Source organism: Chryseobacterium sp. MYb264 (genome assembly GCF_035974275.1).
Lineage (GTDB): Bacteria > Bacteroidota > Bacteroidia > Flavobacteriales > Weeksellaceae > Chryseobacterium.
In genome coordinates this window covers 97,260-120,910 of sequence record NZ_CP142422.1, presented here as the reverse complement: position 1 = coordinate 120,910, position 23,651 = coordinate 97,260, and the positions used below count along the sequence as shown (strand labels likewise).

The following is a 23,651-nucleotide window of genomic DNA, read 5'->3' as shown; positions in this document are numbered from 1 at the left end:
ACAAAAGTTCAAGACTTGGAAACTCCCATTAAAAATTTACTATTAACTTATTGGCCATTCACGTTTAAAAAGCGATCGGTTTTAAGTTTAATCCTGAATTTTCTTCCCAGTTCATGGCGATATTCATATTTTGAACCGCCTGTCCGGAAGCTCCTTTCAACAAATTGTCAATCGCTGAGTGAATAACCGCAACATTTCCACTCTTTTCTATATGAATCACGCAGCGATTCGTGTTGACAACCTGCTTCATATCAATTGCTTTGTCGCTTACCTTTACAAAAGGCTCACCTGCATAAAAATCCTTAAACAATTGCTCAATATCTGAAATTCCTACATCTGTTTTCACCGTGGAACTCGTAAAAATTCCTCTCGCAAAATCCCCTCTCCATGGAACAAAATTGAGACTGATTTCATTATGATTAAAAGAAATTAATTGCTGTAAAATCTCATCCACATGCTGATGTGTCAAAGTTTTATACGCCGAAATATTATCATTCCTCCAGGTAAAATGCGTTGTCGCTTGTAAAGACTGTCCAGCACCTGTTGATCCCGTAATTCCCGTTGTATACACTTCATTCAACAAACCTTTTTGAGCTAAAGGAAGCAAAGCCAGTTGAATTGCTGTTGCAAAACATCCCGGATTAGCAATACTTTTTGCTCCTGAAAGTTGTTTTTTGTTGATTTCAGGCAAACCGTAGATGAAATTTCTTTCTCCTAAATTGCCGTCTAAACGAAAATCATTTCCTAAATCAATGACCAGCGTTGAATCTTTTACAGGATTTTGAGTCAGCCAATTCTGGCTTTCTTTGTGAGGAAGACATAAAAATAAAATATCGACTTCTTCAGGCTGATCCGTTAAAACCATCTCACAAACTGTCGCTAAATCCGGGTATAAATCTGAATTTTTTATACCCGAATTCGAACGACTATATAAAAAACTCAAAGACACATGAGGATGAAAAGCCAGCAGACGAACCAGTTCGCTTCCCGTATAACCGTTGGCTCCGATAATTCCTGCTGTTTTTATTTCTTGTTGATTAATCATTTTTATTATTTCTGAATTTAATAGGATTTTCATCCTATCCTGAATTAAGTCGTCCCATCAGGACTTCATTTTAGTTTATATTTTGATTAATCTGATGATATATATTTAAAGAATTACTTACAATTTTCGTGTAACCTTTCACGTCATCACCAGTCCATGCTCTATTAGCTTCGCCGTAGCTTCCGAATTTATCAGACATTAAATCATGTTGAGATTCAATTCCATTCAAAATAAATCGGTAAGGATGTAGGGTTACAAAAACTTTTCCGCTGACCGTTTTTTGAGAATCAACCAAGAAAGACTCGATATTTCTCATCACAGGATCTAAGAAAAGCGCTTCATGAAGCCAGTTTCCATACCAATCTGACAATTGAGACTTCATCATCTGCTGATATTTTGAAAGCGTATGTTTTTCCAATAAATGGTGCGCTTTGATAATCACAGATGCCGCCGCCGCTTCAAAACCAACTCTTCCCTTAATCCCAACAATCGTATCTCCAACGTGAATATCTCTACCGATTCCATAAGCAGAAGCTAATTCTTCAATTTTTTGAATCGCATAAACGGAATGTTCAAAATTTTCACCATTTACCGCTACAACTTCTCCATTTTTAAACTCAATTTCCAGTTCGGAAGGCTGAGTTTCTTTAATTTGGGAAGGAAAAGCTTCTTCGGGAAGATAATTTCTTGAAGTCAAAGTTTCTTTCCCACCCACTGAAGTTCCCCAAAGTCCTTTATTTACAGAATATTGTGCTTTATGGAATTCCATTTCGTAACCATGACTTTTCAAAAACTCGATTTCTTCTTCACGGGACAAAGCCATATCTCGAATCGGCGTAATGATTTCTACATTCGGGCACATCACCTGAAAAATCAAATCAAAACGAACTTGATCATTCCCAGCTCCCGTACTTCCGTGAGCGATCGCATCAGCTCCAACTTCAATCGCAAATTTTGCAATTTCCTGAGCCTGAATCGTACGTTCCGCACTTACAGATAATGGATAGGTATTGTTTTTCAGTACATTTCCAAAAATCAAATACTTCACGCAAGAATTGTAATAATCTTCCTGAGCATCTACGCACCTGTACTCTTTTACCCCAAGATTGAAGGCTTTTTTCTCCAGCTCTTTTTCTTCTTCTTTAGAAAAACCTCCGGTATTTACAGTAACTGCATATACATCATATCCTAATGTTTCACTAAGATATTTAGCACAGTAAGAGGTATCCAAACCTCCGCTAAACGCTAAGATGACTTTCTTTTTCATCTGGACTCTTTTTATTGTTTTTAATGGTCATCTGGAATTCGCCAAGAGAATTTTGTACAGAATACTCAATATCGGTTTGGCTCATTTCATTGCTATATTTAATTTCCGGCTGCGTATGGGCAGCTCCGTTTTTTGTTATATTTTCAGGAACGAAAAGCATAGCCGTACAAAGGCAGTTTTTACGTTCTTTTTTCATTAAAATTTCGTAGTTCACACAGTTCTTACAGCCGTTCCAAAATTCTTCATCCTGAGTCAGTTCAGAATAAATAACTGGCTTATAGCCTAAATCACTGTTAATCTTCATCACGGCAAGTCCCGTGGTAAGTCCGAAAACCTTCGCATTCGGATATTTATCTCTAGATAATTGGAAAACTTTATGCTTAATTAAAGTTGCTGCTCCTCTTTCCCTATATTTTGGCGAAACAATCAACCCCGAGTTAGCCACAAACTGACCATGCGACCAGGTTTCTATATAACAGAAACCTACCCACTCTCCATTTTCAGTAGCAACCACAGCATTCCCATCTGAAATCTTTTTACTTAAATATTCTATAGAACGTTTGGCTATACCCGTTCCTCTACGCTGTGCAGAATCGTACATTTCCTGCTGTATTTCACTCACATACATTAGATGTATGGATGAGGAAATTTCTATTTCCATTTATTTATCTGAATTTTTTGGCAAATTTAAAACATAATAACTTTAATAACCAAATAAAAAAGATAATATTTTTGTTTAAAATAAATACACAGGTAAAATTATCTTTAAGTTAATTTAATATTTTGCTAAATTATTATATATTTGCTAAAAAGGTATAGATATGGAAAATCAATGTCCGAAATGCAACAGTACCAAAGTGGTAAAAAGCGGAATCGTTAATGAAAAACAACGCTTCCTTTGCAAAGACTGCAAGTACTATTTTACCGTTAAAAAATTAGGAAAGCAAATTGATGATTATTACGTAACAAAGGCTTTACAGCTATATCTTGAAGGCTTAAGCTTTCGGGAAATTGAAAGAATTATCGGCGTTTCTCACGTTACTATCAGCTCATGGATTAAGAAATACAATATCACAAGACCACCCCATTCTGAGTTTCATCCGGTATATAAAATTTTAAAGCAAAACGAACTCATCGAATACATGAGCAAGGAGGAAAATATTAAAAATTCAGGATTAATTATCACCCAATTTGCTGATAAATATATGTTGATAAAATGGGAACGATTTAAAAAATAATTAACACAAACACCTACAAATAAGCATATTGTATAATTTTTAAATAAAATCTCAAAACTGTAAATATTGAACAAAAAAATATTAAATCCAAAACTACGTATACTATTACCATTAATATATATTAAATTTCTGTAACTAAATTATTAATTACAATTTGGCTTTCATAAAAAACAACGCCAAAAATTGATAATTTATGAAGAAACTACTCACTTTTATTGGATTAGCTTTAATCAGTAATTCTTTATATGCTCAAGGTTCTCCTGATTATGGTAGCGGCTTAAAAATTAACCTCAACCAAGAGGGCGATAAATACGTCAGATTTATTTTATGGGATCAGTTTTGGTTGAGAAACACCCAAATGAACCCCGGAAGTATGGTTGGCGGTGAAGCAACTGACAATTCATGGAGCTTAGGAAACCGCAGATTACGTCTTTTAGCCTACGCCCAAATCACCAAAAGATATATGATTTTGGGACATTTCGGGATCAATAATCAAACCTTTATCAATGGCGGCGCACCAGGAACTACCGGAACAGGAGGAAACGGAAACGGTAAAAAAACACAACTGTTTTTTCACGATGCCTGGAATGAATATGCGGTTATTATGCCCGGAGAAGCTGGCAAATTCAGTTTAACCTTAGGAGCCGGATTGCATTACTACATGGGACTTTCCCGAATGACCATGGCTTCAACACTGAATTTCCTGACTCTTGATTCTCCTATTTTTTCATGGCCTTTGATTGACAATTCCGATCAGTTCGCAAGACAATTAGGAATGTTCGCGAAAGGAAAATATGGTAAATTTGAATATCGTTTTAGCTTAAACAAACCATTTGCAACAGATTTAACGCCTGCAAACGTTACCGATCCATCGAAAGCCGTAGCCGTTGATAATAACGGAAATCCCAATTTTTCAAAAGCAGGATATATTGAATATCAATTTTTGGATGAAGAATCTAATCTATTGCCTTTCAAAGTAGGTTCTTATTTAGGAACGAAAAAAGTTTTCAATGTTGGTGCAGGTTTTTATCATCAAAAAGATGGAACGAGAACCTCTGTAAACTCTAATATTGAAAAACACGACATTACACTCGTTGCAGTGGATGCTTTTGCAGATATTCCTTTGGGAAATGCTAAAAACAAAATGGCGGTTTCGGCGTATGCAGGTTATTACAACTATCAATTCGGTCCGAATTATATGAGAAATCTAGGCACCATGAATATTGCCTCTTCAGATCCTAATTTTATTGGCGATAAAGCTATTGCAGGCCCCGGAAACCTACAACCTATGATAGGAACAGGTAATATTATCTATGCACAGGCGGGTTTACTGTTACCAAGTCAATCTGAGAAACCGAAAATCAGAATTCAGCCATTTGCAGCGTATACGCATAAAAGCTTTGAAGCGTTTGATAAATCTTCATCACAATTTGACGTTGGCGCTAACTGGCTCATAGATGGACATCACGCAAAAATTACAACACAATATTCCACAAGACCGGTTTATACAAGCCCGACGGAAAGTCCGAAATCTAAAGGAGAATTTATTGTGCAGTTCCATATTTATTTATAAAAACATTATTCAACTAAATTTTCATAATAACAAGACATTTTTTTACACGTAAAAATTTTCAAATTTAAAAACACTTCGACAAGCTCAGTGTGAAAGGAGAATATAAAAAAAATATAACGTTCAAATTTTATCGAAGATAAAATCTTTGCGCCTTATAAATTAAATCAGATAAAACCTCTCTTGCGCCTTTGCGAGAACCAACAACAAAATTATTTTTTATAATATTCAAAAAAACTCAATATCAATTTAAACTAACATTAAATCCAACAATATGAGCGAAAATCATCACGACGCCTACGAAAATATGACCGATAAGCAGAAAAACCGCACGATATGGAGCGTTATTACTGCATCATCACTCGGCACATTGATAGAATGGTATGACTTCTACATTTTCGGAAGTTTGGCTATTGTTTTAGCAACGAAATTTTTCCCGGCAGATAACCCGACCGCAGCATTTTTATCTACGCTTGCTACTTTTGCAGCAGGATTTGTGGTAAGACCTTTCGGAGCCTTATTTTTCGGAAGATTGGGAGATATCATCGGAAGAAAATATACCTTTTTGGTTACTTTATTAATCATGGGATTCTCAACATTCCTGATCGGATGTATTCCAAGTTATGAAACCATAGGATTTATGGCGCCGGTTTTAGTTTTAATTTTAAGACTACTACAAGGATTGGCTTTAGGAGGTGAATACGGAGGGGCTGCGACCTATGTTGCCGAATACGCACAGCCACACAGAAGAGGTTACTGGACATCATGGATTCAGACAACAGCAACCGCTGGGCTTTTCATTTCATTAATTGTGATCTTAATTACAAAAAACACACTTTCTGCCGAAGAATTTGACGGTTGGGGATGGAGAGTTCCGTTTTGGATCTCGATTTTAATGGTGGGAGTTTCTTATGTCATTAGAAAAAACATGAAAGAATCACCGCTTTTTGCCAAGGCTAAAAGCGAAGGAAAAACATCCAAAAATCCTTTAAAAGAAAGTTTCGGAAATAAATTCAATTTCAAATTTGTCTTATTGGCATTATTCGGAGCCGCGATGGGACAAGGAGTTATCTGGTATACAGGGCAATTCTACGCGATGAGCTTCCTTCAAAAAGTAATGAATGTAGAATCCGCACAAGTTGACTCATTAATGGCAACGGCTTTACTTCTAGGAACTCCATTCTTCGTATTTTTCGGATGGCTTTCTGATAAAATCGGGCGAAAAGCCATCATGATGACCGGAATGCTGGTGGCAATTTTAGCGTACCGACCGATTTATGATGCCATGTTTAAAAGTGTCAACCTCGAAACCAAAACCGTTGCCGCCAACGGAATTACAGAAAAAAGAACAGCCAAAATCCATAAAGACATTGCAACCGACAGCTTGGTAACATTCCATAAAGAAACCCTTTTCACCGACGGAACTTTGATTAAAAAAGACAGTATTATTCATTGGTCTGCAGCAGGTCCAATAATGAAAGACGGAAAAGCTGAAGAAGCAAAAGTTTCTCAAACAGTAAAATTAGCGGACGATACAAAATGGTATCTCGTATTTTTAGTCTTCATTCAGGTGATTTTTGTGACAATGGTTTACGGCCCGATAGCGGCATTTTTAGTGGAAATGTTCCCGGTGAGAATTCGTTATACCTCCATGTCTCTACCTTATCATATTGGAAATGGGGTATTTGGAGGATTACTTCCGGCAGTTGCTACTTATTTGGTAACAACGGGAAAAGAAGCAGGACACGCAACATGGTATCTGGAAGGACTTTGGTACCCGATTGGAGTTGCCGCCGTCTGCTTATTGATCGGATTATTTTATCTTAAAAATAAGAACAATAATATTCATGATTAAGCACGAAATCACTTAATTTTTTATTAATTTTAAAACTACGAAAATGAACGGACTAAAAAAAATATTAGGTATACTTTGGATAGCCATCGCGCTGGTGGTGGGATATTTCGGAATTACCGTAATGGGAATCCCTAAAATATCATCAGGAAAACAGGAAGATCTGGTTTTCGGAATCATTATTCTCTTTGTTTTAATGCCAATTATATCAGGCGGAATGGCGATTTTCGGATACTATTCGCTGACAGGAGAATACTCTGACGATAAAGTTTAATTTATAAACGATGAATGATAATTGATGAATGATTCTGCATCTATTCATCAATTATCTTTTATCAATTATTATGTATGAAAAAAAGACACGAACAAAAGCTAATCATCCTGAGCATCGGACTTCTGATTGCCTTCAGCATTCCTGTTTCATTGTTATTCAACAGTGATAGTGAAGTTTTTGGGTATCCAATGATGTTGATTTATATTTTCGCTGTCTGGATGGTTTCCATCATTATTTCTTTTGTAATCGTAAAAAAGTATGATGAGTAGTTTCGCGTTGTTTACCGTGGTTTTGTTTTATCTGGCGCTTTTGTTCTTAGTCGCCCATTTGGCGGAGAAGAAAAAGAGTAAGCTTTGGATCAACAATCCTTATATCTACGCGCTTTCTCTGGCAGTGTACTGCACGGCTTGGACGTATTACGGAAGCATCGGAGTTGCGGCAACAAGCGGACTCAATTACCTTCCCATTTATATTGGCCCCATTATGGTCATTCCGGCATGGATCTACATTAACACCCGAATAGTAAGGATTTCAAGAGTCAATAAAATCAGCAGTTTAGCAGATTTTATTTCATTAAGGTACGGAAACAGCAGAAGTTTTAGTGCCATCATTACAATTGTCTGTCTTTTGGCAATTGTCCCCTATATCGGATTACAGATAAAAGCGATTTCTGAAACTTTTCATCTGGTGACAGAAACGCCGATGTCGAAAAATATTTTAACAGATAACGCAACATTTGTGGTGATTTTAATTGCCTTGTTTTCATCTTATTACGGAACCAAATATGTGGACGCCTCAGAAAAACGTCTGGGAATTATTTCAGCAATTGCGTTGGAAAGTTTTCTTAAATTATTCTTCATCATTATTTTAGGATTTTTTGTTATTTATTTTGTATTTGACGGATTTTCAGACATCTACCAGAAGGCGAGTCAGTTTAAAGATTTTAAGGCAAAAAATACATTTAATGGTGTTGAAGGTGCAATGAACTGGATGGTTCTCTGTCTAATTTCAGGAACTGCGATCTGCATTCTTCCGAGACAGTTTCACACGGCTATCGTAGAAAATCGACAGGAAAAACACATCAAAACAGCCATTTGGTTTTTCCCGCTTTATTTATTGATTTTCACGGTATTTATATTCCCGATTGCTTGGGCCGGAAGACTGATTTTCCAAGGACAAAACGTAAATCCTGAGTTCTACTCTATTTTGATTCCCCAGCATTTTGACAATACCTTAATTACAGTTTTTGTTTTTCTGGGAGGGCTAAGTTCATGTATTTCGATGATTATTATCTCGGCGATCACCTTATCCATCATGCTTTCCAACAACTTAATTATCCCGTATGGTTTGTTGGGAAAATTTAAATCTGAAAACGAAATTCAGAACACAAGAAGCATTACCAACATCAGAAAATTCAGCATTTTCGCTCTGATCATCATGGCATTTGCCTTTTATAAATATTTTATTCTAAAAACATCGCTCGATTCGGTTGGTTTGATTTCGTTTGTTGTCATTGCCCAATTGGCTCCGGCCTTTTTCGGAGCTATTTTCTGGCGAAGAGGAACTTATAAAGGCGCTGTCATTGGCCTGTTAGCGGGATTAGCGATTTGCTATTTCGGATTAATAATTCCTCAATACTATTTTTCCTACAATCAAGAACTTAAAGGAGCCTTGAGAGATATGTACAATGCTTTTGATTTCTTTAAAATATCTTTTTTAGGCAGAATTCCGCAGATTTTCTTTTGGTCGATTTTGGTAAACACAGCTTTTTTCAGCATCATTTCCGTAAGTGTAAAAGGAAATTACCGCGAAAGAAATTTCGCTGAACTGTATGTCGACATTGACAAATACATTCAAAATCACGAAAATGCCTTTATCTGGCGAGGAACAGCTTATGTTTCGGATATTAAGAATATTTTGGAAAGATTTTTAGGTAAAAATAAAACAGAACAGGCTTTAAGAATCTTCAATTTAAAATATAATATTGATTCTCAAACCGAAACTGCCGATTCCAGATTCATCAAATTTTCAGAAAATCTTCTAGCAGGGCGAATTGGAACAGCTTCTGCAAAGATTTTAATTGAAGGCGTCACCAAAGAAGATAAAATATCCTTAAAGGAAGTTTTAAACATTTTAGAAGAATCTAAAGAAAATATTACACTCAATAAAAAACTGACGGAACAATCTGAAGAGCTTCAAAAACTGTCCGATGATCTACGAAAAGCCAATGAAAGTTTAATCATCAAAGACCATCAGAAAGATGACTTTCTAGATTCAGTTGCCCACGAATTAAGAACTCCGATTACCGCGATTCGTTCGGCGGGAGAGATTTTAGCGGATGACGACGATATCCCTTTAGATATCAAAAGAGAATTTTTAAATAATATTATCACAGAATCAGACCGATTAAGCGAAATCATCAATGATATTCTGTATCTCGATAAACTTCAACACGGTGAAATTGTTTTAAATATTCAGGAAAACAATATTATTGAAACCTATAAAAAAGCATTAAATCCGCTTCTACACTTAATTCAGCAGAAAAATATTCATTTAAGTGAAGTAAATCTTCTGAATCAATTTTTGTTTGATTATGATGAAGCGAGAATGATTCAATTATTTCAGAATATTTTAGGAAATGCTTTAAAATTTACCGATGAGCAAGGAACTATTCAGGCTAAATTATCTGAAAAGGACGATCAATTGGTCATTAAAATTTTCAATACCGGAAAAACAATCCCTGAAGAAGATCTTGAAATGATTTTCGATAAATTTTATCAGTCGAAAAATCAGAATATTTTAAAACCGACCGGAAGCGGACTTGGACTGGCGATCTGCAAAAAAATCGTTCAGGCGCAAGGCGGGATCATAAAAGCAGAAAATAGCGGACTGGGCGTGACTTTTACGATTATGCTACCAAGAGCACATATTATTAATGATGGGTAACCCGACAGGGATCAATAACAGCAATCGTAGGTGAAACCTATGAAAAAAAAACGATCCGAACCCGATAGGGCTCAATAAAATTTATATTGGTTGAATTCAACCCTTACGGGTTGGCTTGATGCGAATAATCATTATGTCCATAGGTTTCACCTACGGCTATTAAAATTGAATCCTACGGATTTTAAATACCTATAAAAAAAATACTGTTGAGTGACAAAGAAATAAACAATGAAAAAATAGTTATTACTAATGCAAAACACAAAATATAAAGAAACCGACAAGGTTCAGCAGAAAGTGACCAAAAGTGAAACCTATGAAAAAAAATACAAAGACCAATCCGAACCCGATAGGGTCCAACAACAGTAACCGTAGGTGAAACCTATGGAAAGCAGAAGATAAACACAACCCCCGAACCCGATAGGGTTCAATAAAACACAAATGAAAAATGGGAACCTACAGACAAATATTTTATCATATTATCTTCGGAACAAAATATCGAAAACCCACGATAAATGAAAAGAACGAAGCAGAGTTATACAAATACATCTGGGGTATTTAAAAAAATAAAAAATGTAAACTACATAGAATTAGCGGAATGCCTGATCACATTCATATTTTTTGTGATCTGCATCCAAACATAAATCTCAGTAATTTGGTAAAAGATATTAAAATTGCAACAAATTTATGGATGAAAGAATCAGGATTATTTCCTGAATTTTCAGAATGGCAGGAAGGTTATGGAGCATTCACCAATTCAATAAAAGAGAAGGAAAGAATAATAAATTATATAAAAAATCAAAAAGAACATCATAAAAAGGAGACATTTGAAGATGAATTTAAAAGGCTTTTAGCAGAACACGGAATCGAACCGGAATAAAAATTAATTTAATTAAATTCAACCCTTACGGGTTGGCTTGATGCGAATAATCATTATGTCCATAGGTTTCACCTACGGCTATTAAAATTGAATCCTACGGATTCTCTAAAAATAACTAAAAACAATGAAGTTGAACACAGCAAAAAATACACAATGAAAAAAATAATTATCGCCGATGACGAACACAAAATATTAATGTCATTAGAATACAGTTTCAAGAAAAACGGATATGATGTTTTTATAGCCAGAGACGGAACTGAAGTGTTGGAATTTTTAAAAACAATGGTTCCAGATGTGATTTTGTTGGATATTATGATGCCGAATCTGGACGGTTACAGCACATTGGAAATCATTAAGCAAGACGAAAAATTAAAAGACACCAAGGTCATTTTTCTGAGCGCGAAAAACAACTCGAAAGATATTGAAAAAGGGTTAGAAATGGGAGCTGATGCGTACGTAACAAAACCTTATTCGATTAAAAAACTGATGCAGCAGATTGAAGAAATGTTTTTATAGACTTTGAGATAATAGAGAAAAGACAATAGACTTTTACGCACCGTCATTTTGAACGAAGTGAAACAATCTCAAGCATAATAAAAAAAGATCGCTTTAAAGCTTCGCTCCTCGCAATGGCTCAACACACAAAAATTAATATGAACACAGACGATTTATTTAAACAAAGCATTGAAGACAAAGAGAATTTCTGGAAAGAAAGGGCCCAGGAAATCGACTGGTTTGAATTTCCAAACAAGATTCTTTCAAAAGACGAAAATGAATATGCCCAATGGTTTTCCGATGGAGAGCTTAATATGTGCTATTTGTGTATCGACAAGCATATTGAGGATGGTTTTGGAGAGCAGATAGCGATAGTTTACGATTCTCCGGTTACAAATCAAAAGAGGAAATATACTTACAGCCAGGCGAAGGAGGAAATTTCAAAACTGGCGGGCGGTTTGGTTTCTCTGGGATTAAAAAAAGGAGATACAGCCGTTATTTATATGCCGATGATTCCGCAGACTTTATTTGCGATGTTGGCATGTGCGAGAATCGGGGTAATTCATAACGTTGTTTTTGGAGGTTTTGCCCCAAATGAATTAGTCGTGAGAATTGATGACTGCAAACCCAAAGCATTAATTACGGCCACAGCGGGAGTGGAAATAGCCAAGAGAATTCCGTATTTACCTCTGGTTGAAAAAGCAATTGAATTGGCGCAGGATAAAGTGGAAAACATTATTGTTTACAATAGAAAATTAGTAAATAATCAACATGAAATGTTTGAGGGATTGATTGATTATCAAGAACTGGTTCAAAAATCAGAGCCTGCGGACTGCATTTCGGTGAAATCCACTCACCCACTCTATTTATTGTACACTTCAGGAACGACCGGAAAACCCAAAGGTATCACGCGTGATACAGGTGGTTATGCGACTGCTTTAAAATTTTCAATGAAATACATTTATGGCGTTGAACAGGAGGAAACCTATTGGGCGGCTTCCGATTTTGGCTGGGCGGTTGGTCATAGCTTTTCAGTTTACGGACCTTTAATCAACAGAAACACAACGATAATTTTTGAAGGAAAACCCATTATGACCCCCGATGCAGGTACATTTTGGAGAATTATTTCTGAATATAAAGTTTCGGTGATGTTTACCGCTCCCACAGCGATTCGGGCGATTAAAAAAGAAGATCCGAATGGGGATTTGGTGAAAAAGTATGATTTAAGCCACTTCAAAAAACAATTTCTGGCTGGTGAAAGATGCGATGTGTCGACGTTAGACTGGTTTGCAGAGCACATCGGAGTTCCTGCGATCGACCATTGGTGGCAAACGGAGTCCGGATGGCCAATGTTGGGATTAATGACTTTTAATGATCAATATAAAATTAAAAGAGCTTCTGCCGGAAAACCAATCCCCGGTTATGATATTAAAATTTTTGATGAAAATGGTTATGAACTGGATGCGCATCAGGAAGGATATTTAATTATCAAACTTCCGCTTCCGCCAGGTGCTTTACTGGGAATTTGGAATGACAACGATCGTTTTCAAGACAGTTATTTATCACAATACAAAGACTATTATTTCTCCGGAGACGGCGCAATAAGAGATGAGGACGGCTATATTTTCATTACAGGAAGAGTTGATGATGTCATCAATGTTGCCGGACACCGACTTTCGACTTCGGAAATGGAGGAAGTTGTCTCGTCGCATCCAGACGTTGCAGAATGTGCCGTTGTGGGAATCGATGATGAGCTCAAAGGTCAGATTCCCTTTGCTTCTGTTGTTTTAAAAAATGGTTCAACAATCTCTGAAGAAAATGTTGAAAAAGAAATTGTAAAAACTGTTCGTGAAAAAATAGGAGCCGTTGCCTGTCTTAAAAATGTGATGATCGTTAAACGATTACCAAAAACACGTTCAGGAAAAATTTTAAGAAAATTAATACGAACTTTATTAGACGGAAAAGAATTTCAGATTCCATCAACGATTGATGATGAAAAAATCATTGAAGAAATTCAGGAAAAAATCGTGGAATATAGAGCTTAACCGAGAAATTAAACATAAATTTAAATAACAAAAATTCAAATTTCAAAAAAAGAAAGGGATATGAGAAATTACCTGATAGAAGATTTACCACATTATTTTGAAGAGTATAAAAAATCAATTAAAAACCCTAAAAAATTCTGGGATAAGATTGCCGATCAGAACTTTGTATGGTATCAAAGATGGAGCAAGGTTGTAAAATATGATATGAATGAGGCGAAGATCACATGGTTTAAAAATGCCAAACTTAATATCACAAAAAACTGTTTAGACAGGCACCTTTCTATAAGAGGAGATAAAACGGCAATCATTTGGGAACCGAACGATCCGAAAGAGGAGGCACAGCATATTTCTTATCACGAACTATATACGAGGGTGAACAAGACAGCGAATGTTTTAAAAGATATGGGCATCGAAAAAGGCGATAGAGTCTGCATCTATCTTCCGATGATCCCTGAACTGGCGGTTACCATGTTGGCCTGTGCTAAATTAGGGGCTGTTCATTCCGTTATTTTCGCAGGATTCTCCGCTTCTGCCGTTTCTTCCAGAGTGAATGACTGTGGTGCTAAAATGGTGATTACCTCAGACGGAAGTTATCGCGGAAGTAAAGTTTTAGATCTGAAAAGTATCGTTGATGAGGCTTTAGAGAAAACACCGACCGTAGAATCTGTTTTGGTCGTGAAAAGAACGCACAACCAGATCAAAATGAAAGATGGAAGAGATCACTGGATGGCTGATCTGTATGAAAAAGCATCCGCTGACTTTGTAACTATTATTATGGATGCAGAAGATCCGCTTTTCATTTTGTACACTTCCGGATCTACAGGAAAACCTAAAGGAATGCTTCACACGTCCGCCGGGTATATGGTGTATACGGCTTATACCTTCAAAAACGTATTCAATTATAAAGAAAACGATATATATTGGTGTACCGCCGATATTGGATGGATTACCGGACATTCATATATTCTTTACGGACCGCTTTTAAATGGAGCAACTACCGTAATTTTTGAAGGTGTTCCGACGTATCCTGAACCGGACAGATTCTGGGAAGTTATTGAAAAACATAAAGTAACGCAATTCTATACCGCTCCGACCGCGATTCGTTCTTTGGCTAAAGAAAGTACCGAATGGGTAGATAAGCATGATTTAAGTTCATTAAAAGTAATTGGTTCGGTTGGTGAGCCGATCAATGATGAAGCATGGCACTGGTTCAATGATCATGTCGGAAAGAAAAAATGCCCGATTGTTGATACATGGTGGCAGACGGAAACAGGAGGAATTATGATCTCACCACTTCCATTCGTAACCCCAACGAAACCAACATATGCTACTCTTCCGTTACCTGGAATTCAGCCTGTTCTGATGGATGATAAAAGGAATGAAATTTCGGGAAACCAGGTGACAGGGAACCTATGTATCCGTTTTCCATGGCCAGGCATTGCAAGAACGATATGGGGCGATCATCAACGATATAAAGAGACCTATTTTTCAGCTTTTCCGGGCAAATATTTCACAGGGGACGGCGCACTGCGGGATGAAGTCGGCTATTATCGAATTACGGGCCGCGTGGATGATGTCGTTATTGTTTCGGGTCACAACCTGGGTACTGCCCCTATAGAGGACAGTATTAATGAGCATCCTGCAGTAGCAGAATCTGCGATCGTAGGTTTCCCTCACGACATTAAAGGCAGTGCTCTCTACGGTTTCGTTATTTTAAAAGATACGGGAGCGGACAGAAAGCAGGAAAATCTTGTAAAAGAGATTAATCAGTTAATTTCAGATCAGATAGGCCCTATTGCTAAGCTGGATAAAATTCAGTTTGTTTCCGGACTTCCGAAAACGCGTTCAGGGAAAATTATGCGTAGAATTCTGAGAAAAATTGCAGAAGGTGATTTCAGTAATTTTGGTGATATTTCTACTTTATTAAATCCTGAAATAGTGGAGGAAATTAAAAATGAACGAATTAATTAAACTATATGAAGACTGAGTAATCAGGGAAGCGGGGCTTAAATAGTCCCGCTTTTTTATTGACAATAATTAAACACCCGTTCAATAGATACACGCATTAAACACCCATTATTTTTATAGATAAAATAACTAATAACAAACTTAATTAAATAATTAACAATCTGTTTTGAATTATTTACTATCTTTAGTGTATAATTTTAAAACACAGTATCATGTCAAAAATATTAGCCGGACTATTTGATTCCAATAACGATTACAAAAAGCTTGAAGCAGATCTCGAAAATAGCGGTTTTGCAGACTCAGAGTATATTATCTACATTGACGATTCCCACAGCAGTTCCAAATATCTCGCAAGTGTTGCTGTAAAAGACAGCGATCAGGGTGATAGAGCTCATGGTGTTTTCAGTCAGAATAAGGTACTTAAAACCTATTCTTTTGACAATATCAGTATCGATCAGGCTGATTATCAAAACATCAAAAAATTAATTGACGCCAGAAACAGAGCAGACATTCATAATTCACCAGACGTAAGAATTAAAGGTTCAACGAATGGGATGGATTCTGAAGTAAAATTTTAAAGCTACAAAATTAATAACCGGAAATCCGCAGAGTACCCTTCTGCGGATTTTTTGTATTTGAAAAACGGAAAAAAATTCGTATTTTCGTTCAATATAGGCTTTTTACACAAATGAGTTACGACTTAGAACTAGAGAACAAGGAGATCCTTGCAAGATATAAGGATCTGATTTCGAATACCTACAGAACATTGGATGAGGAAAATAATAAACTTATCCGAAAGGCTTTCGATATTGCGCTGGATGCCCATAAAGACCAGAGAAGAAAAACGGGCGAACCCTACATCTACCATCCCATTGCCGTTGCAAAAATTGTAGCGACAGAAATCGGTTTGGGTGCGACTTCTATTGCCTGTGCCCTTTTACACGATGTAATTGAAGATTCTGATTATACCTACGAGGATCTTAAAAAGATCTTCGGGGAAAAAATCGCCAACATTGTCAATGGCTTGACAAAGATTTCGATCATGAATCATCAGAATATTTCAGTTCAGTCTGAAAACTACAGAAAGTTACTGCTTACGCTATCTGAAGATTTTAGGGTTATTTTAATAAAAATTGCGGACCGTCTCCATAATATGCGGACACTGGAAAGCATGACGCCGGATAAGCAGAAAAAAATTGCTTCGGAAACAGTTTATATTTATGCTCCATTGGCGCACCGCTTAGGTTTATACAATATTAAATCTGAGTTGGAAGACCTTTCTTTAAAATACAATAATCCAGAAGTTTATACGGAGATTACCGAGAAGCTGGAGTTGGAGAAAGAAAGCAGGGAGCGTTATATAGAGGAGTTTAAAAATGAAGTTTCAGAGAGAATTAAAGAAGAAGGTCTAAATTTCACGATAAAAGGTCGGGCGAAGGCTATTTCTTCTATTTACAGAAAAATGCTGAAACAAGGCGTTTCTTTTGAAGAAGTATTTGATAATTACGCCATCAGAATTATTTATAAATCGGATGCTAAAAACGAAAAATTTCTCGCCTGGAAGATCTATTCTATTGTCACTGATGTGTACCACAGCAATCCTTCCCGAATGCGGGACTGGATTACTCAGCCACGTTCTACGGGGTATGAAAGTTTACACTTAACAGTTCTTGGTCCTGATAAAAAATGGATCGAAGTTCAGATTCGCTCTGAGAGAATGGACGAAATCGCCGAAAAAGGGGTTGCTGCCCATTATAAATATAAAGAAGGTTATAAACAGAGCTCCGATGACCGAAATTTTGAAAGATGGGTGACAGAAATCCGTGAAGTGTTAGAGCAGCAACAGAATTTATCTACCTCTGAACTTTTGGATAATATTAAACTTAATCTTTATTCGAAAGAAGTTTTTGTATTTACACCAAAGGGAGAGATTAAAATTTTGCCAACGAATGCTACTGCTTTAGATTTTGCATTTTCCGTTCACTCTGACTTAGGCATGAAATGCCTGGGTGCCAAGATCAACGGTAAACTGGTTCCTATTTCTTATGTTCTCCAAAACGGAGATCAGGTTGATATTCTCTCTTCCCAAAATCAAAAGCCGAAATCCGACTGGCTGGAATTTGTGGTTACCTCAAAAGCCAAATCGAAGATTAAGAGCTACCTAAACTCACAAAAAAATCAGATTGTTGAAGAAGGAAAAGAAATCCTTCAGCGAAAACTTCGCCATGCTAAAATTACATTCAGCGAAGATGAAGTCAACAAGCTTCAGAAGTTCTTTAATCTGAAAACCTCTCAGGAACTCTTCTTAAAATTCCAAACTAACGAACTGGATGCAAGTAGCCTGAGAAAATATATTGAAAGTAAAAACGTTTTCAATAATTTACTTTCCAGATTCCGAAAATCTCCGTCAAAAAACAGCACTGGTGTTTTTGATGAACCAAAACATCAGAATTTAGACATGATTGTTTTCGGTAAAGATGAAGAAAAACTCAATTATACTTTCGCGAAATGCTGTAATGTAATTCCGGGAGACAAAATTTTTGGATTTATCACCATTTCTGAAGGTATTAAAGTCCACAGTGATAACTGTCCGAATGCGATTAATCTTCGTGCACAATATGACTACCGTGTGATTCCCGCAAAATGGGTAAATGCTGAAAGCTTTAAAAACCGTGTGAAAATAGAGATTGAAGGGCTTGACAGAATGGGAATGATTAATGATATCACCACCGTTATCAGTGGAGCTATGGGAATGGATATGAAAAGTATGTCCATCGAGTCCAATAACGGAGTTTTTACCGGAAATATCAATTTGGAGGTAAAAAATAAAAGTCAGCTTGAGCAGACATTTAAAAAATTAAAAGAAATAAACGGCGTATCAAGAGTAAGGCGAGTATAGTAAAAGAAAGCACAATATGAAATTAACGATTTATTTTAAGAATTTTTTTAATAACAGCCAATCATCGGGGGTTATTTTAATAATTTGCGTTCTCATTTCACTTTTAGTCGCCAACTCTTCGGTTGGGGAATCGTACCAGAGCCTGCTGGATCGGGAGGTCGGCACCCGCCTTTTTGGGCTTAATTACCCTGTAAGTATATGGATCAATGACGGGTTAATGGCTATTTTCTTTCTGTTGGTGGGACTTGAGATCAAAAGAGAACTATTAGAAGGAGAGCTTTCTTCATTTAAAAATGCCTCGCTTCCCATCTTTGCAGCTGTGGGAGGAATGCTTGTTCCGGCCGCTGTTTTCACTGTTTTTAACTCGGGTACTGAGTATAGTCACGGCTGGGGTATCCCAATGGCCACCGATATTGCTTTTTCTTTAGCAATCATCGCCATGGTGGGATCAAAAGTTCCGAGTTCTGTCAAGATTTTTCTCGCTGCCCTGGCCATTGTAGACGACCTTGGAGCGATTTTAGTCATTGCAATTTTTTATACAGAACAGATTCACTGGATGTATTTGCTTCTCGCTTTGGGAATTACTCTATTTTTATTTTTATTGAATGTCCTCAAGGTGACAAGTCTTGTTTTTTATATAATTCCCGGCCTTTTTCTGTGGTATTTTCTTCATCATTCCGGAATTCACGCAACCATTGCGGGGGTATTACTTGCCCTCTCTATACCAACCAATGCCTCGACCGTAGAAATATCACCACTGGAGAAGCTTGAGCATAGTCTTCATTTCCCGGTGAGCTTTCTGATAATGCCAATTTTTGCTCTGGCCAATACCAATATTACCTTTAACAGCTCTATGGCTGAAGGGCTTACGAGTACATTAGGTCTAGGGATAATCCTGGGTCTTGTTGTTGGCAAGCTGGTAGGGATTAATCTGTTTTCGTTGATCGCGATACGATTAAAAATCAGTTCACTGCCTCAAAACAGCTCCTGGTTTCAAATGATCGGGGTAGGTTTACTTGCCGGTATAGGTTTTACGATGTCTATTTTCATCGCTTTACTTTCTTTTAAAGGTCGGCATGAAATACAGGATGAAGCAAAATTTGCGATCTTAATTGCATCTTTCATTGCTGCGCTATCAGGTTATTTCATCCTTCGGATAAGCACTAAAAAATCAGATATTGTAAAAAATGACGTTAATAGCGATTAGCCCCGTTGGATAGTCTGAACCGGAAATCTCTTATTGCGGATAAGTAAGGTGGCCACCATTCCCAATATTCGTCAGTAAAAATATAAAATAAGTTGAAGGTTTGAGGTTTCAGGAGTTCGATCTGGATTAAGAATATGCTGAGCTTGGAGTCGATAGTTTACCAACCTTTCTCATGATCCGTTAATTTTTAGTGATCAACAACAGGATCTGAGCTCTCCTCCGACTCTGCTTTTTCAATCTCGTCAGATAAGAGCTTTTCGATTCTTAGTTTCCTGATCGCCATGTTCAGCTCATTTCCAAAGAGAAGCAGATATACATTTACATTCACCCAGACCATAAGCAGGATCATACTTCCTATAGAACCGTATAATACGTTGTATCTGGCAATATTTTTCACATAAATAGCAAAGCCGTATGTTGTGACCACAAATAATACGGTAGTAAGAATAGCCCCCGGAATTGCTTGTCTGAATCTTATGATCTTTACGGTTCCAAGCCAGTAAAAGAGGGTTAAAAGTATAAAATAAAACAGTGGGAAAGAGACAAATCCAATAATTTTTGAAAGGTTATTTACCAGCCAGGTAATATTATAATTCGGTGTAAAAAGCTTTAGTACGACTTCCGAATAATAGACTCCGAAAAGGGCTAAAAAAACAATGGTAATAAATCCGATGGTAATAAAAAAAGAAAGAATAAATTCTTTAACATCACTTAATTTCTCTTCAGAGTTTTCATTAAACCCATTGATTAAAGAAAATGTTCCGTTAGTAGCAAATACGAGGGCAATAAGAATAGTCAGATTACTGATTCCCTTCATATTAGGAATAATATTATTCTGAATATATCCCCTGACTTCGGTTTCCATATTAGCAGGAAAAACATTGTGGATGAGAACTTCAAAAATATAGAACTGAAGTTTATCATAATGCGGCATATAGGGCAACACAGAAAGCAAAAACAGTAAGAAGGGAAATAAGCTCAGCGTGAAGCTCCACGAGATACTCCCCGCTTTTCGTCCTATTTTTCCTTTGAAAATTCCGGAGACATAGATCTGAAACATTTGCCAAAGTGATATTCCCAGAACCGGAATATGAATATCATCAAAGAATTGCTGAATTTTTCTGACAAAACCCGGTATTTTTATGCGCATACTTATTCTTTTAAAAATTTAAAGCTTTATCTAATTTATTAAAATTTTTGTTCACAAATTTGGGAGCACCCCATCGGAAACCCAACCCAATTCTAAAAAGCCATTGTTTACTTGAATAGAAGTTATCATTGGTACTGTTTACCCAATTGAGCTGAGCGCCCCCGCCAAAAAACCAGTTTCCGTTATCATAGCCTATCCTTGCATTAGAATAAAAACCGATATTAAACTCATGAAGATTATCCTCATCCACGAGTTTTGAGTAATACACTTCGGGATAAGCCTCTGCAATAATGTACCATTTGTCTTTAAACGTTTTCTGGACACCACCACCCGTCCTCACCGCTATCCGAAAGTCTTTAAGCTTAGAGTCAATATCTTCTGAATCGGTAAAATCTTCTCCCTGATAAATCGTTCGGTTGGTATCACTGAGTATATTATACTGATAAAACAATCCAGTACTTAACACAAATACATCTTTCAGTGGTTTATAGGTCATATTGGTGAAACTTCTGTAGTCCACTTTATTTCCCAGCCAAAGATAGCTTGTCTCTCCTCTATAGGAACGGTATTTGGCGTCTGGAAACTGCAGATACCCTTCTCCGCTATAATCAGGTCCGTTGAGAAGCCTCATGAAATCCTGGGTATCCTGAAAGTACAATCCTCTGACTTCACTGTAATAAAGAAATTGTCTCACTTTTGGAGCCACAAAAAAAGAAAATCCGAGATTAAAATATTTGGTTTTCCCTTTTTCAGCATCGTCTCTGTTAATTTTGGTCAGCTTCGGAGCAAAGGAAAAGGTAATATCAATCCAGCGATAGCGCAAAAAAAACTCTGTATAGAAGGCATCATTAGGCCTCAGCCGAAATACTTTATCCTCATACAAAAGCCCAAATGAATCATCAATATAGCTTAGTCCTGCGATCAAGGAAATTTTATTTTTATCATCTTCCACGTATTTCTTAACGGTCACCGAATCGCGAACAATGTCCTGACTGTAAGACCATATTGAAAAAATTATAAATATGATGGAAAGTAATTTTGTATTCATCCGATTGGTGCTGACTACAAAAGTACTGAAATTTTTAAATTTCGGTATTTTTTTTAAATTATCAGATAAATAGAGCTTGCTATAAAATTTTACCGAATATATGATCGAGTTTATCACTTTATGAATACCTTTGGGTCCGAATTTATTTTAAAGCATCAATATGCAGATTAACTTGCTTTGTATCGGTAAAACGGATGATAAGGAAATCACATCGTTAATCGGTTACTATTTGAAAAGACTTCCCAAGCACTGGAATTTTGATATCGTGGAAATTCCTGATGTAAAAAATGCGAAGAACTATACCGCAGAGCTGCTCAAGAAAGAGGAGGCCAAATTATTTTCCAACCATATTGATAAAAACGACTGGGTTGTTATTTTGGATGAAAAAGGTAAGCAATTCACCAGCCGAGAATTTTCACAGAAAATAGATACGTGGATGAATTCCTCAGTAAAAAAAATTCATATCCTGATTGGTGGCGCTTATGGATTTTCAGAAGAAATTTATCTCAGGGCTAATGAAAAAATGTCGCTGTCTAAAATGACTTTTACCCATCAGATGATTCGGTTGTTTATTGTTGAGCAATTGTATCGTGCTGACCAGATTTTACAGGGAAAACCATACCATAACGACTAAAAGCGGATGCAATGAAATCCGCAGATTTAGTCCTAACATTGGTTTATTTTTTTATTGAATGACTTCAGGAGCTTGTTTACAGTTTTCCGGCGCTCAGCCCAATCTGTCTTTTCGCCTCGCCCACCACAAAAGCAACAGAATTGGCAATATTAAAACTCCGTATTAATTTTGACATCGGAATGGTTAAATGATTCTCGAATCGATCTAAAACCTCTTTACTCAATCCCATGCTTTCTTTTCCGAACACAAGCCAGTCACCATCTCTGAATTCTGTTTCGAGGTAAGATTTTTCCGCATGCGAACTCATTAGAAAAACCCTGGAGAGATCAGGAATCTGGTGAATCCATTCCTCAACATTAGCATATTCCGTCACGTCAAGATGCACCCAGTAATCGAGTCCTGAACGTTTTAAATTTTTATCATTAATGACAAAACCAAAAGGATGAACCAGATGTAATTTACTTTCTGTTCCGACACAGAGTCTGCCGATATTTCCAGTATTATTGGGAATTTCGGGTTCTACCAAAACAATATTCAGCATCTTATTTTTTCTAATTGATTGTATTCTGAGGATTTTTCTCTTCCTGCTTCCGGATGACTTTCTTGGCAAGTGCTCCAAAGATCAGTCCGATCAAAATTCCTGCAAACGCTCCTACCAAAATATCAATTGGAAAATGAACCCCTAAATAGATGCGGCTGTACGCCACCATCGTAGCCCAGGCAAATACAGCATAAGGAAACCATCTGAGCTTTTTTCTCAATAAAATAGTTAAATAGGTTGCGAGTAAAAATGTATTGGATGCATGTGCAGAATAAAAACCGTATTGGCCGCCACATTTTACAATCCTCATCCGATGTTCCAATGTGGGATCATGGCAGGGCCTTAATCTTGCCACTCCGTATTTGAAAACACCAGAAAGCTGATCCGAAACAGCAACACCAATTCCTATGAAGATCAGGATAAATACCAGTGATCTTAGTTTATAATTTTTAAATAAAAAATAACAGAAGATAATGTATAACGGAACCCAGATCCAGGTACTTGAAATAAGCATCCAAAACTGGTCGAATGAAGAGTCCCCCAAATTGTTGAGAAACAAAAAGACCTTTTTATCTTCCTGAATAATTTCCTCCAT

General features: G+C 36.7%; 20 protein-coding genes and 1 pseudogene. 14 read left to right on the top strand and 7 right to left on the bottom strand.

The window, feature by feature from the left end; translation table 11 throughout:
- Positions 1–64: 64 nt before the first annotated feature.
- The 3 genes from argC to VUJ46_RS00525 all read right to left on the bottom strand — a co-directional run bounded on the left by argC (position 65) and on the right by VUJ46_RS00525 (position 2,973).
- A complete protein-coding gene (argC, locus tag VUJ46_RS00535; protein ID WP_326983065.1) occupies positions 65–1,045 on the bottom strand; it encodes an N-acetyl-gamma-glutamyl-phosphate reductase in 981 nt (326 codons plus the stop codon).
- A 70-nt stretch (positions 1,046–1,115) separates the two neighbouring features.
- On the bottom strand, positions 1,116–2,312 hold the full coding sequence (gene argG, locus VUJ46_RS00530) for an argininosuccinate synthase (RefSeq protein WP_326983064.1): 1,197 nt from the start codon (positions 2,310–2,312) through the stop codon (positions 1,116–1,118).
- Positions 2,284–2,973: a GNAT family N-acetyltransferase gene (locus VUJ46_RS00525; RefSeq protein ID WP_326983063.1), complete on the bottom strand. Its 690-nt coding sequence runs from the start codon at positions 2,971–2,973 to the stop codon at positions 2,284–2,286. The genes argG and VUJ46_RS00525 overlap by 29 nt, the downstream gene beginning before the upstream one ends.
- Positions 2,974–3,133: 160 nt before the next feature.
- Here VUJ46_RS00525 and VUJ46_RS00520 point away from each other — a divergent pair, with 160 nt between their 5' ends.
- The 13 genes and pseudogenes from VUJ46_RS00520 (at position 3,134) to nhaA (ending at position 19,683) form a co-directional block, all read left to right on the top strand.
- Positions 3,134–3,550, top strand: coding sequence for an IS1/IS1595 family N-terminal zinc-binding domain-containing protein (locus VUJ46_RS00520; RefSeq protein WP_326983062.1), 417 nt, complete (start codon positions 3,134–3,136; stop codon positions 3,548–3,550).
- Between the two features lie 193 nt (positions 3,551–3,743).
- The gene (locus VUJ46_RS00515) at positions 3,744–5,123 is read left to right on the top strand and encodes a porin (protein ID WP_326983061.1); all 1,380 of its coding nucleotides are present in this window, start codon (positions 3,744–3,746) and stop codon (positions 5,121–5,123) included.
- Between the two features lie 271 nt (positions 5,124–5,394).
- Positions 5,395–6,975: an MFS transporter gene (locus VUJ46_RS00510; protein ID WP_326983060.1), complete on the top strand. Its 1,581-nt coding sequence runs from the start codon at positions 5,395–5,397 to the stop codon at positions 6,973–6,975.
- Positions 6,976–7,018: 43 nt separating this feature from the next.
- The gene (locus VUJ46_RS00505; RefSeq protein ID WP_326983059.1) at positions 7,019–7,246 is read left to right on the top strand and encodes a DUF6814 family protein; all 228 of its coding nucleotides are present in this window, start codon (positions 7,019–7,021) and stop codon (positions 7,244–7,246) included.
- A gap of 74 nt (positions 7,247–7,320) precedes the next feature.
- Entirely contained in the window at positions 7,321–7,515 is a 195-nt protein-coding gene (locus tag VUJ46_RS00500) for a hypothetical protein (RefSeq protein ID WP_326983058.1), read from the top strand.
- A complete protein-coding gene (locus VUJ46_RS00495; RefSeq protein WP_442784963.1) occupies positions 7,508–10,192 on the top strand; it encodes an ATP-binding protein in 2,685 nt (894 codons plus the stop codon). The genes VUJ46_RS00500 and VUJ46_RS00495 overlap by 8 nt, the downstream gene beginning before the upstream one ends.
- Before the next feature lie 571 nt (positions 10,193–10,763).
- Positions 10,764–11,069 (top strand): annotated as a pseudogene (locus tag VUJ46_RS00490) (transposase); the annotation flags it as partial.
- Between the two features lie 153 nt (positions 11,070–11,222).
- Entirely contained in the window at positions 11,223–11,585 is a 363-nt protein-coding gene (locus VUJ46_RS00485; RefSeq protein WP_326983056.1) for a response regulator transcription factor, read from the top strand.
- Between the two features lie 77 nt (positions 11,586–11,662).
- Positions 11,663–13,609, top strand: coding sequence for an acetate--CoA ligase (locus VUJ46_RS00480; RefSeq protein WP_326985130.1), 1,947 nt, complete (start codon positions 11,663–11,665; stop codon positions 13,607–13,609).
- 60 nt (positions 13,610–13,669) lie between these two features.
- Positions 13,670–15,580 (top strand): acetate--CoA ligase, encoded by a 1,911-nt coding sequence (gene acs, locus VUJ46_RS00475; protein WP_326983055.1) that lies wholly within the window; start codon positions 13,670–13,672, stop codon positions 15,578–15,580.
- Positions 15,581–15,789: 209 nt separating this feature from the next.
- Positions 15,790–16,155, top strand: coding sequence for a hypothetical protein (locus tag VUJ46_RS00470; RefSeq protein WP_326983054.1), 366 nt, complete (start codon positions 15,790–15,792; stop codon positions 16,153–16,155).
- A 110-nt stretch (positions 16,156–16,265) separates the two neighbouring features.
- The gene (locus tag VUJ46_RS00465; RefSeq protein WP_326983053.1) at positions 16,266–18,476 is read left to right on the top strand and encodes a RelA/SpoT family protein; all 2,211 of its coding nucleotides are present in this window, start codon (positions 16,266–16,268) and stop codon (positions 18,474–18,476) included.
- 16 nt (positions 18,477–18,492) lie between these two features.
- The gene (gene nhaA / locus VUJ46_RS00460; protein WP_326983052.1) at positions 18,493–19,683 is read left to right on the top strand and encodes a Na+/H+ antiporter NhaA; all 1,191 of its coding nucleotides are present in this window, start codon (positions 18,493–18,495) and stop codon (positions 19,681–19,683) included.
- Positions 19,684–19,870: 187 nt separating this feature from the next.
- On the opposite strand, the gene VUJ46_RS00455 is transcribed toward nhaA, so the two are convergent.
- Positions 19,871–20,833 (bottom strand): YihY/virulence factor BrkB family protein, encoded by a 963-nt coding sequence (locus VUJ46_RS00455; protein WP_326983051.1) that lies wholly within the window; start codon positions 20,831–20,833, stop codon positions 19,871–19,873.
- A 10-nt stretch (positions 20,834–20,843) separates the two neighbouring features.
- The gene (locus VUJ46_RS00450; protein WP_326983050.1) at positions 20,844–21,881 is read right to left on the bottom strand and encodes a DUF4421 family protein; all 1,038 of its coding nucleotides are present in this window, start codon (positions 21,879–21,881) and stop codon (positions 20,844–20,846) included.
- 160 nt (positions 21,882–22,041) lie between these two features.
- Between VUJ46_RS00450 and VUJ46_RS00445 the strand changes: the two genes are divergently transcribed.
- Positions 22,042–22,515: a 23S rRNA (pseudouridine(1915)-N(3))-methyltransferase RlmH gene (locus tag VUJ46_RS00445; protein ID WP_326983049.1), complete on the top strand. Its 474-nt coding sequence runs from the start codon at positions 22,042–22,044 to the stop codon at positions 22,513–22,515.
- Between the two features lie 76 nt (positions 22,516–22,591).
- Here the strand turns inward: VUJ46_RS00445 and VUJ46_RS00440 are convergent, their stop codons facing one another.
- Together VUJ46_RS00440 and VUJ46_RS00435 are read right to left on the bottom strand one after the other, a co-directional pair.
- On the bottom strand, positions 22,592–23,056 hold the full coding sequence (locus tag VUJ46_RS00440) for a tRNA (cytidine(34)-2'-O)-methyltransferase (RefSeq protein WP_326983048.1): 465 nt from the start codon (positions 23,054–23,056) through the stop codon (positions 22,592–22,594).
- Positions 23,057–23,066: 10 nt separating this feature from the next.
- Positions 23,067–23,651, bottom strand: a complete 585-nt coding sequence (locus VUJ46_RS00435; protein ID WP_326983047.1) for a phosphatase PAP2 family protein — start codon at positions 23,649–23,651, stop codon at positions 23,067–23,069.

Coding starts and splice junctions, on each gene's coding strand:
- argC (WP_326983065.1), bottom strand. CDS start 1,045: ATGATTAATCAACAAGAAATAAAAACAGCAGGAATTATCGGAGCCAAC.
- argG (WP_326983064.1), bottom strand. CDS start 2,312: ATGAAAAAGAAAGTCATCTTAGCGTTTAGCGGAGGTTTGGATACCTCT.
- VUJ46_RS00525 (WP_326983063.1), bottom strand. CDS start 2,973: ATGGAAATAGAAATTTCCTCATCCATACATCTAATGTATGTGAGTGAA.
- VUJ46_RS00520 (WP_326983062.1), top strand. CDS start 3,134: ATGGAAAATCAATGTCCGAAATGCAACAGTACCAAAGTGGTAAAAAGC.
- VUJ46_RS00515 (WP_326983061.1), top strand. CDS start 3,744: ATGAAGAAACTACTCACTTTTATTGGATTAGCTTTAATCAGTAATTCT.
- VUJ46_RS00510 (WP_326983060.1), top strand. CDS start 5,395: ATGAGCGAAAATCATCACGACGCCTACGAAAATATGACCGATAAGCAG.
- VUJ46_RS00505 (WP_326983059.1), top strand. CDS start 7,019: ATGAACGGACTAAAAAAAATATTAGGTATACTTTGGATAGCCATCGCG.
- VUJ46_RS00500 (WP_326983058.1), top strand. CDS start 7,321: ATGAAAAAAAGACACGAACAAAAGCTAATCATCCTGAGCATCGGACTT.
- VUJ46_RS00495 (WP_442784963.1), top strand. CDS start 7,508: ATGAGTAGTTTCGCGTTGTTTACCGTGGTTTTGTTTTATCTGGCGCTT.
- VUJ46_RS00485 (WP_326983056.1), top strand. CDS start 11,223: ATGAAAAAAATAATTATCGCCGATGACGAACACAAAATATTAATGTCA.
- acs (WP_326983055.1), top strand. CDS start 13,670: ATGAGAAATTACCTGATAGAAGATTTACCACATTATTTTGAAGAGTAT.
- VUJ46_RS00470 (WP_326983054.1), top strand. CDS start 15,790: ATGTCAAAAATATTAGCCGGACTATTTGATTCCAATAACGATTACAAA.
- VUJ46_RS00465 (WP_326983053.1), top strand. CDS start 16,266: ATGAGTTACGACTTAGAACTAGAGAACAAGGAGATCCTTGCAAGATAT.
- nhaA (WP_326983052.1), top strand. CDS start 18,493: ATGAAATTAACGATTTATTTTAAGAATTTTTTTAATAACAGCCAATCA.
- VUJ46_RS00455 (WP_326983051.1), bottom strand. CDS start 20,833: ATGCGCATAAAAATACCGGGTTTTGTCAGAAAAATTCAGCAATTCTTT.
- VUJ46_RS00450 (WP_326983050.1), bottom strand. CDS start 21,881: ATGAATACAAAATTACTTTCCATCATATTTATAATTTTTTCAATATGG.
- VUJ46_RS00445 (WP_326983049.1), top strand. CDS start 22,042: ATGCAGATTAACTTGCTTTGTATCGGTAAAACGGATGATAAGGAAATC.
- VUJ46_RS00440 (WP_326983048.1), bottom strand. CDS start 23,056: ATGCTGAATATTGTTTTGGTAGAACCCGAAATTCCCAATAATACTGGA.
- VUJ46_RS00435 (WP_326983047.1), bottom strand. CDS start 23,651: ATGGAGGAAATTATTCAGGAAGATAAAAAGGTCTTTTTGTTTCTCAAC.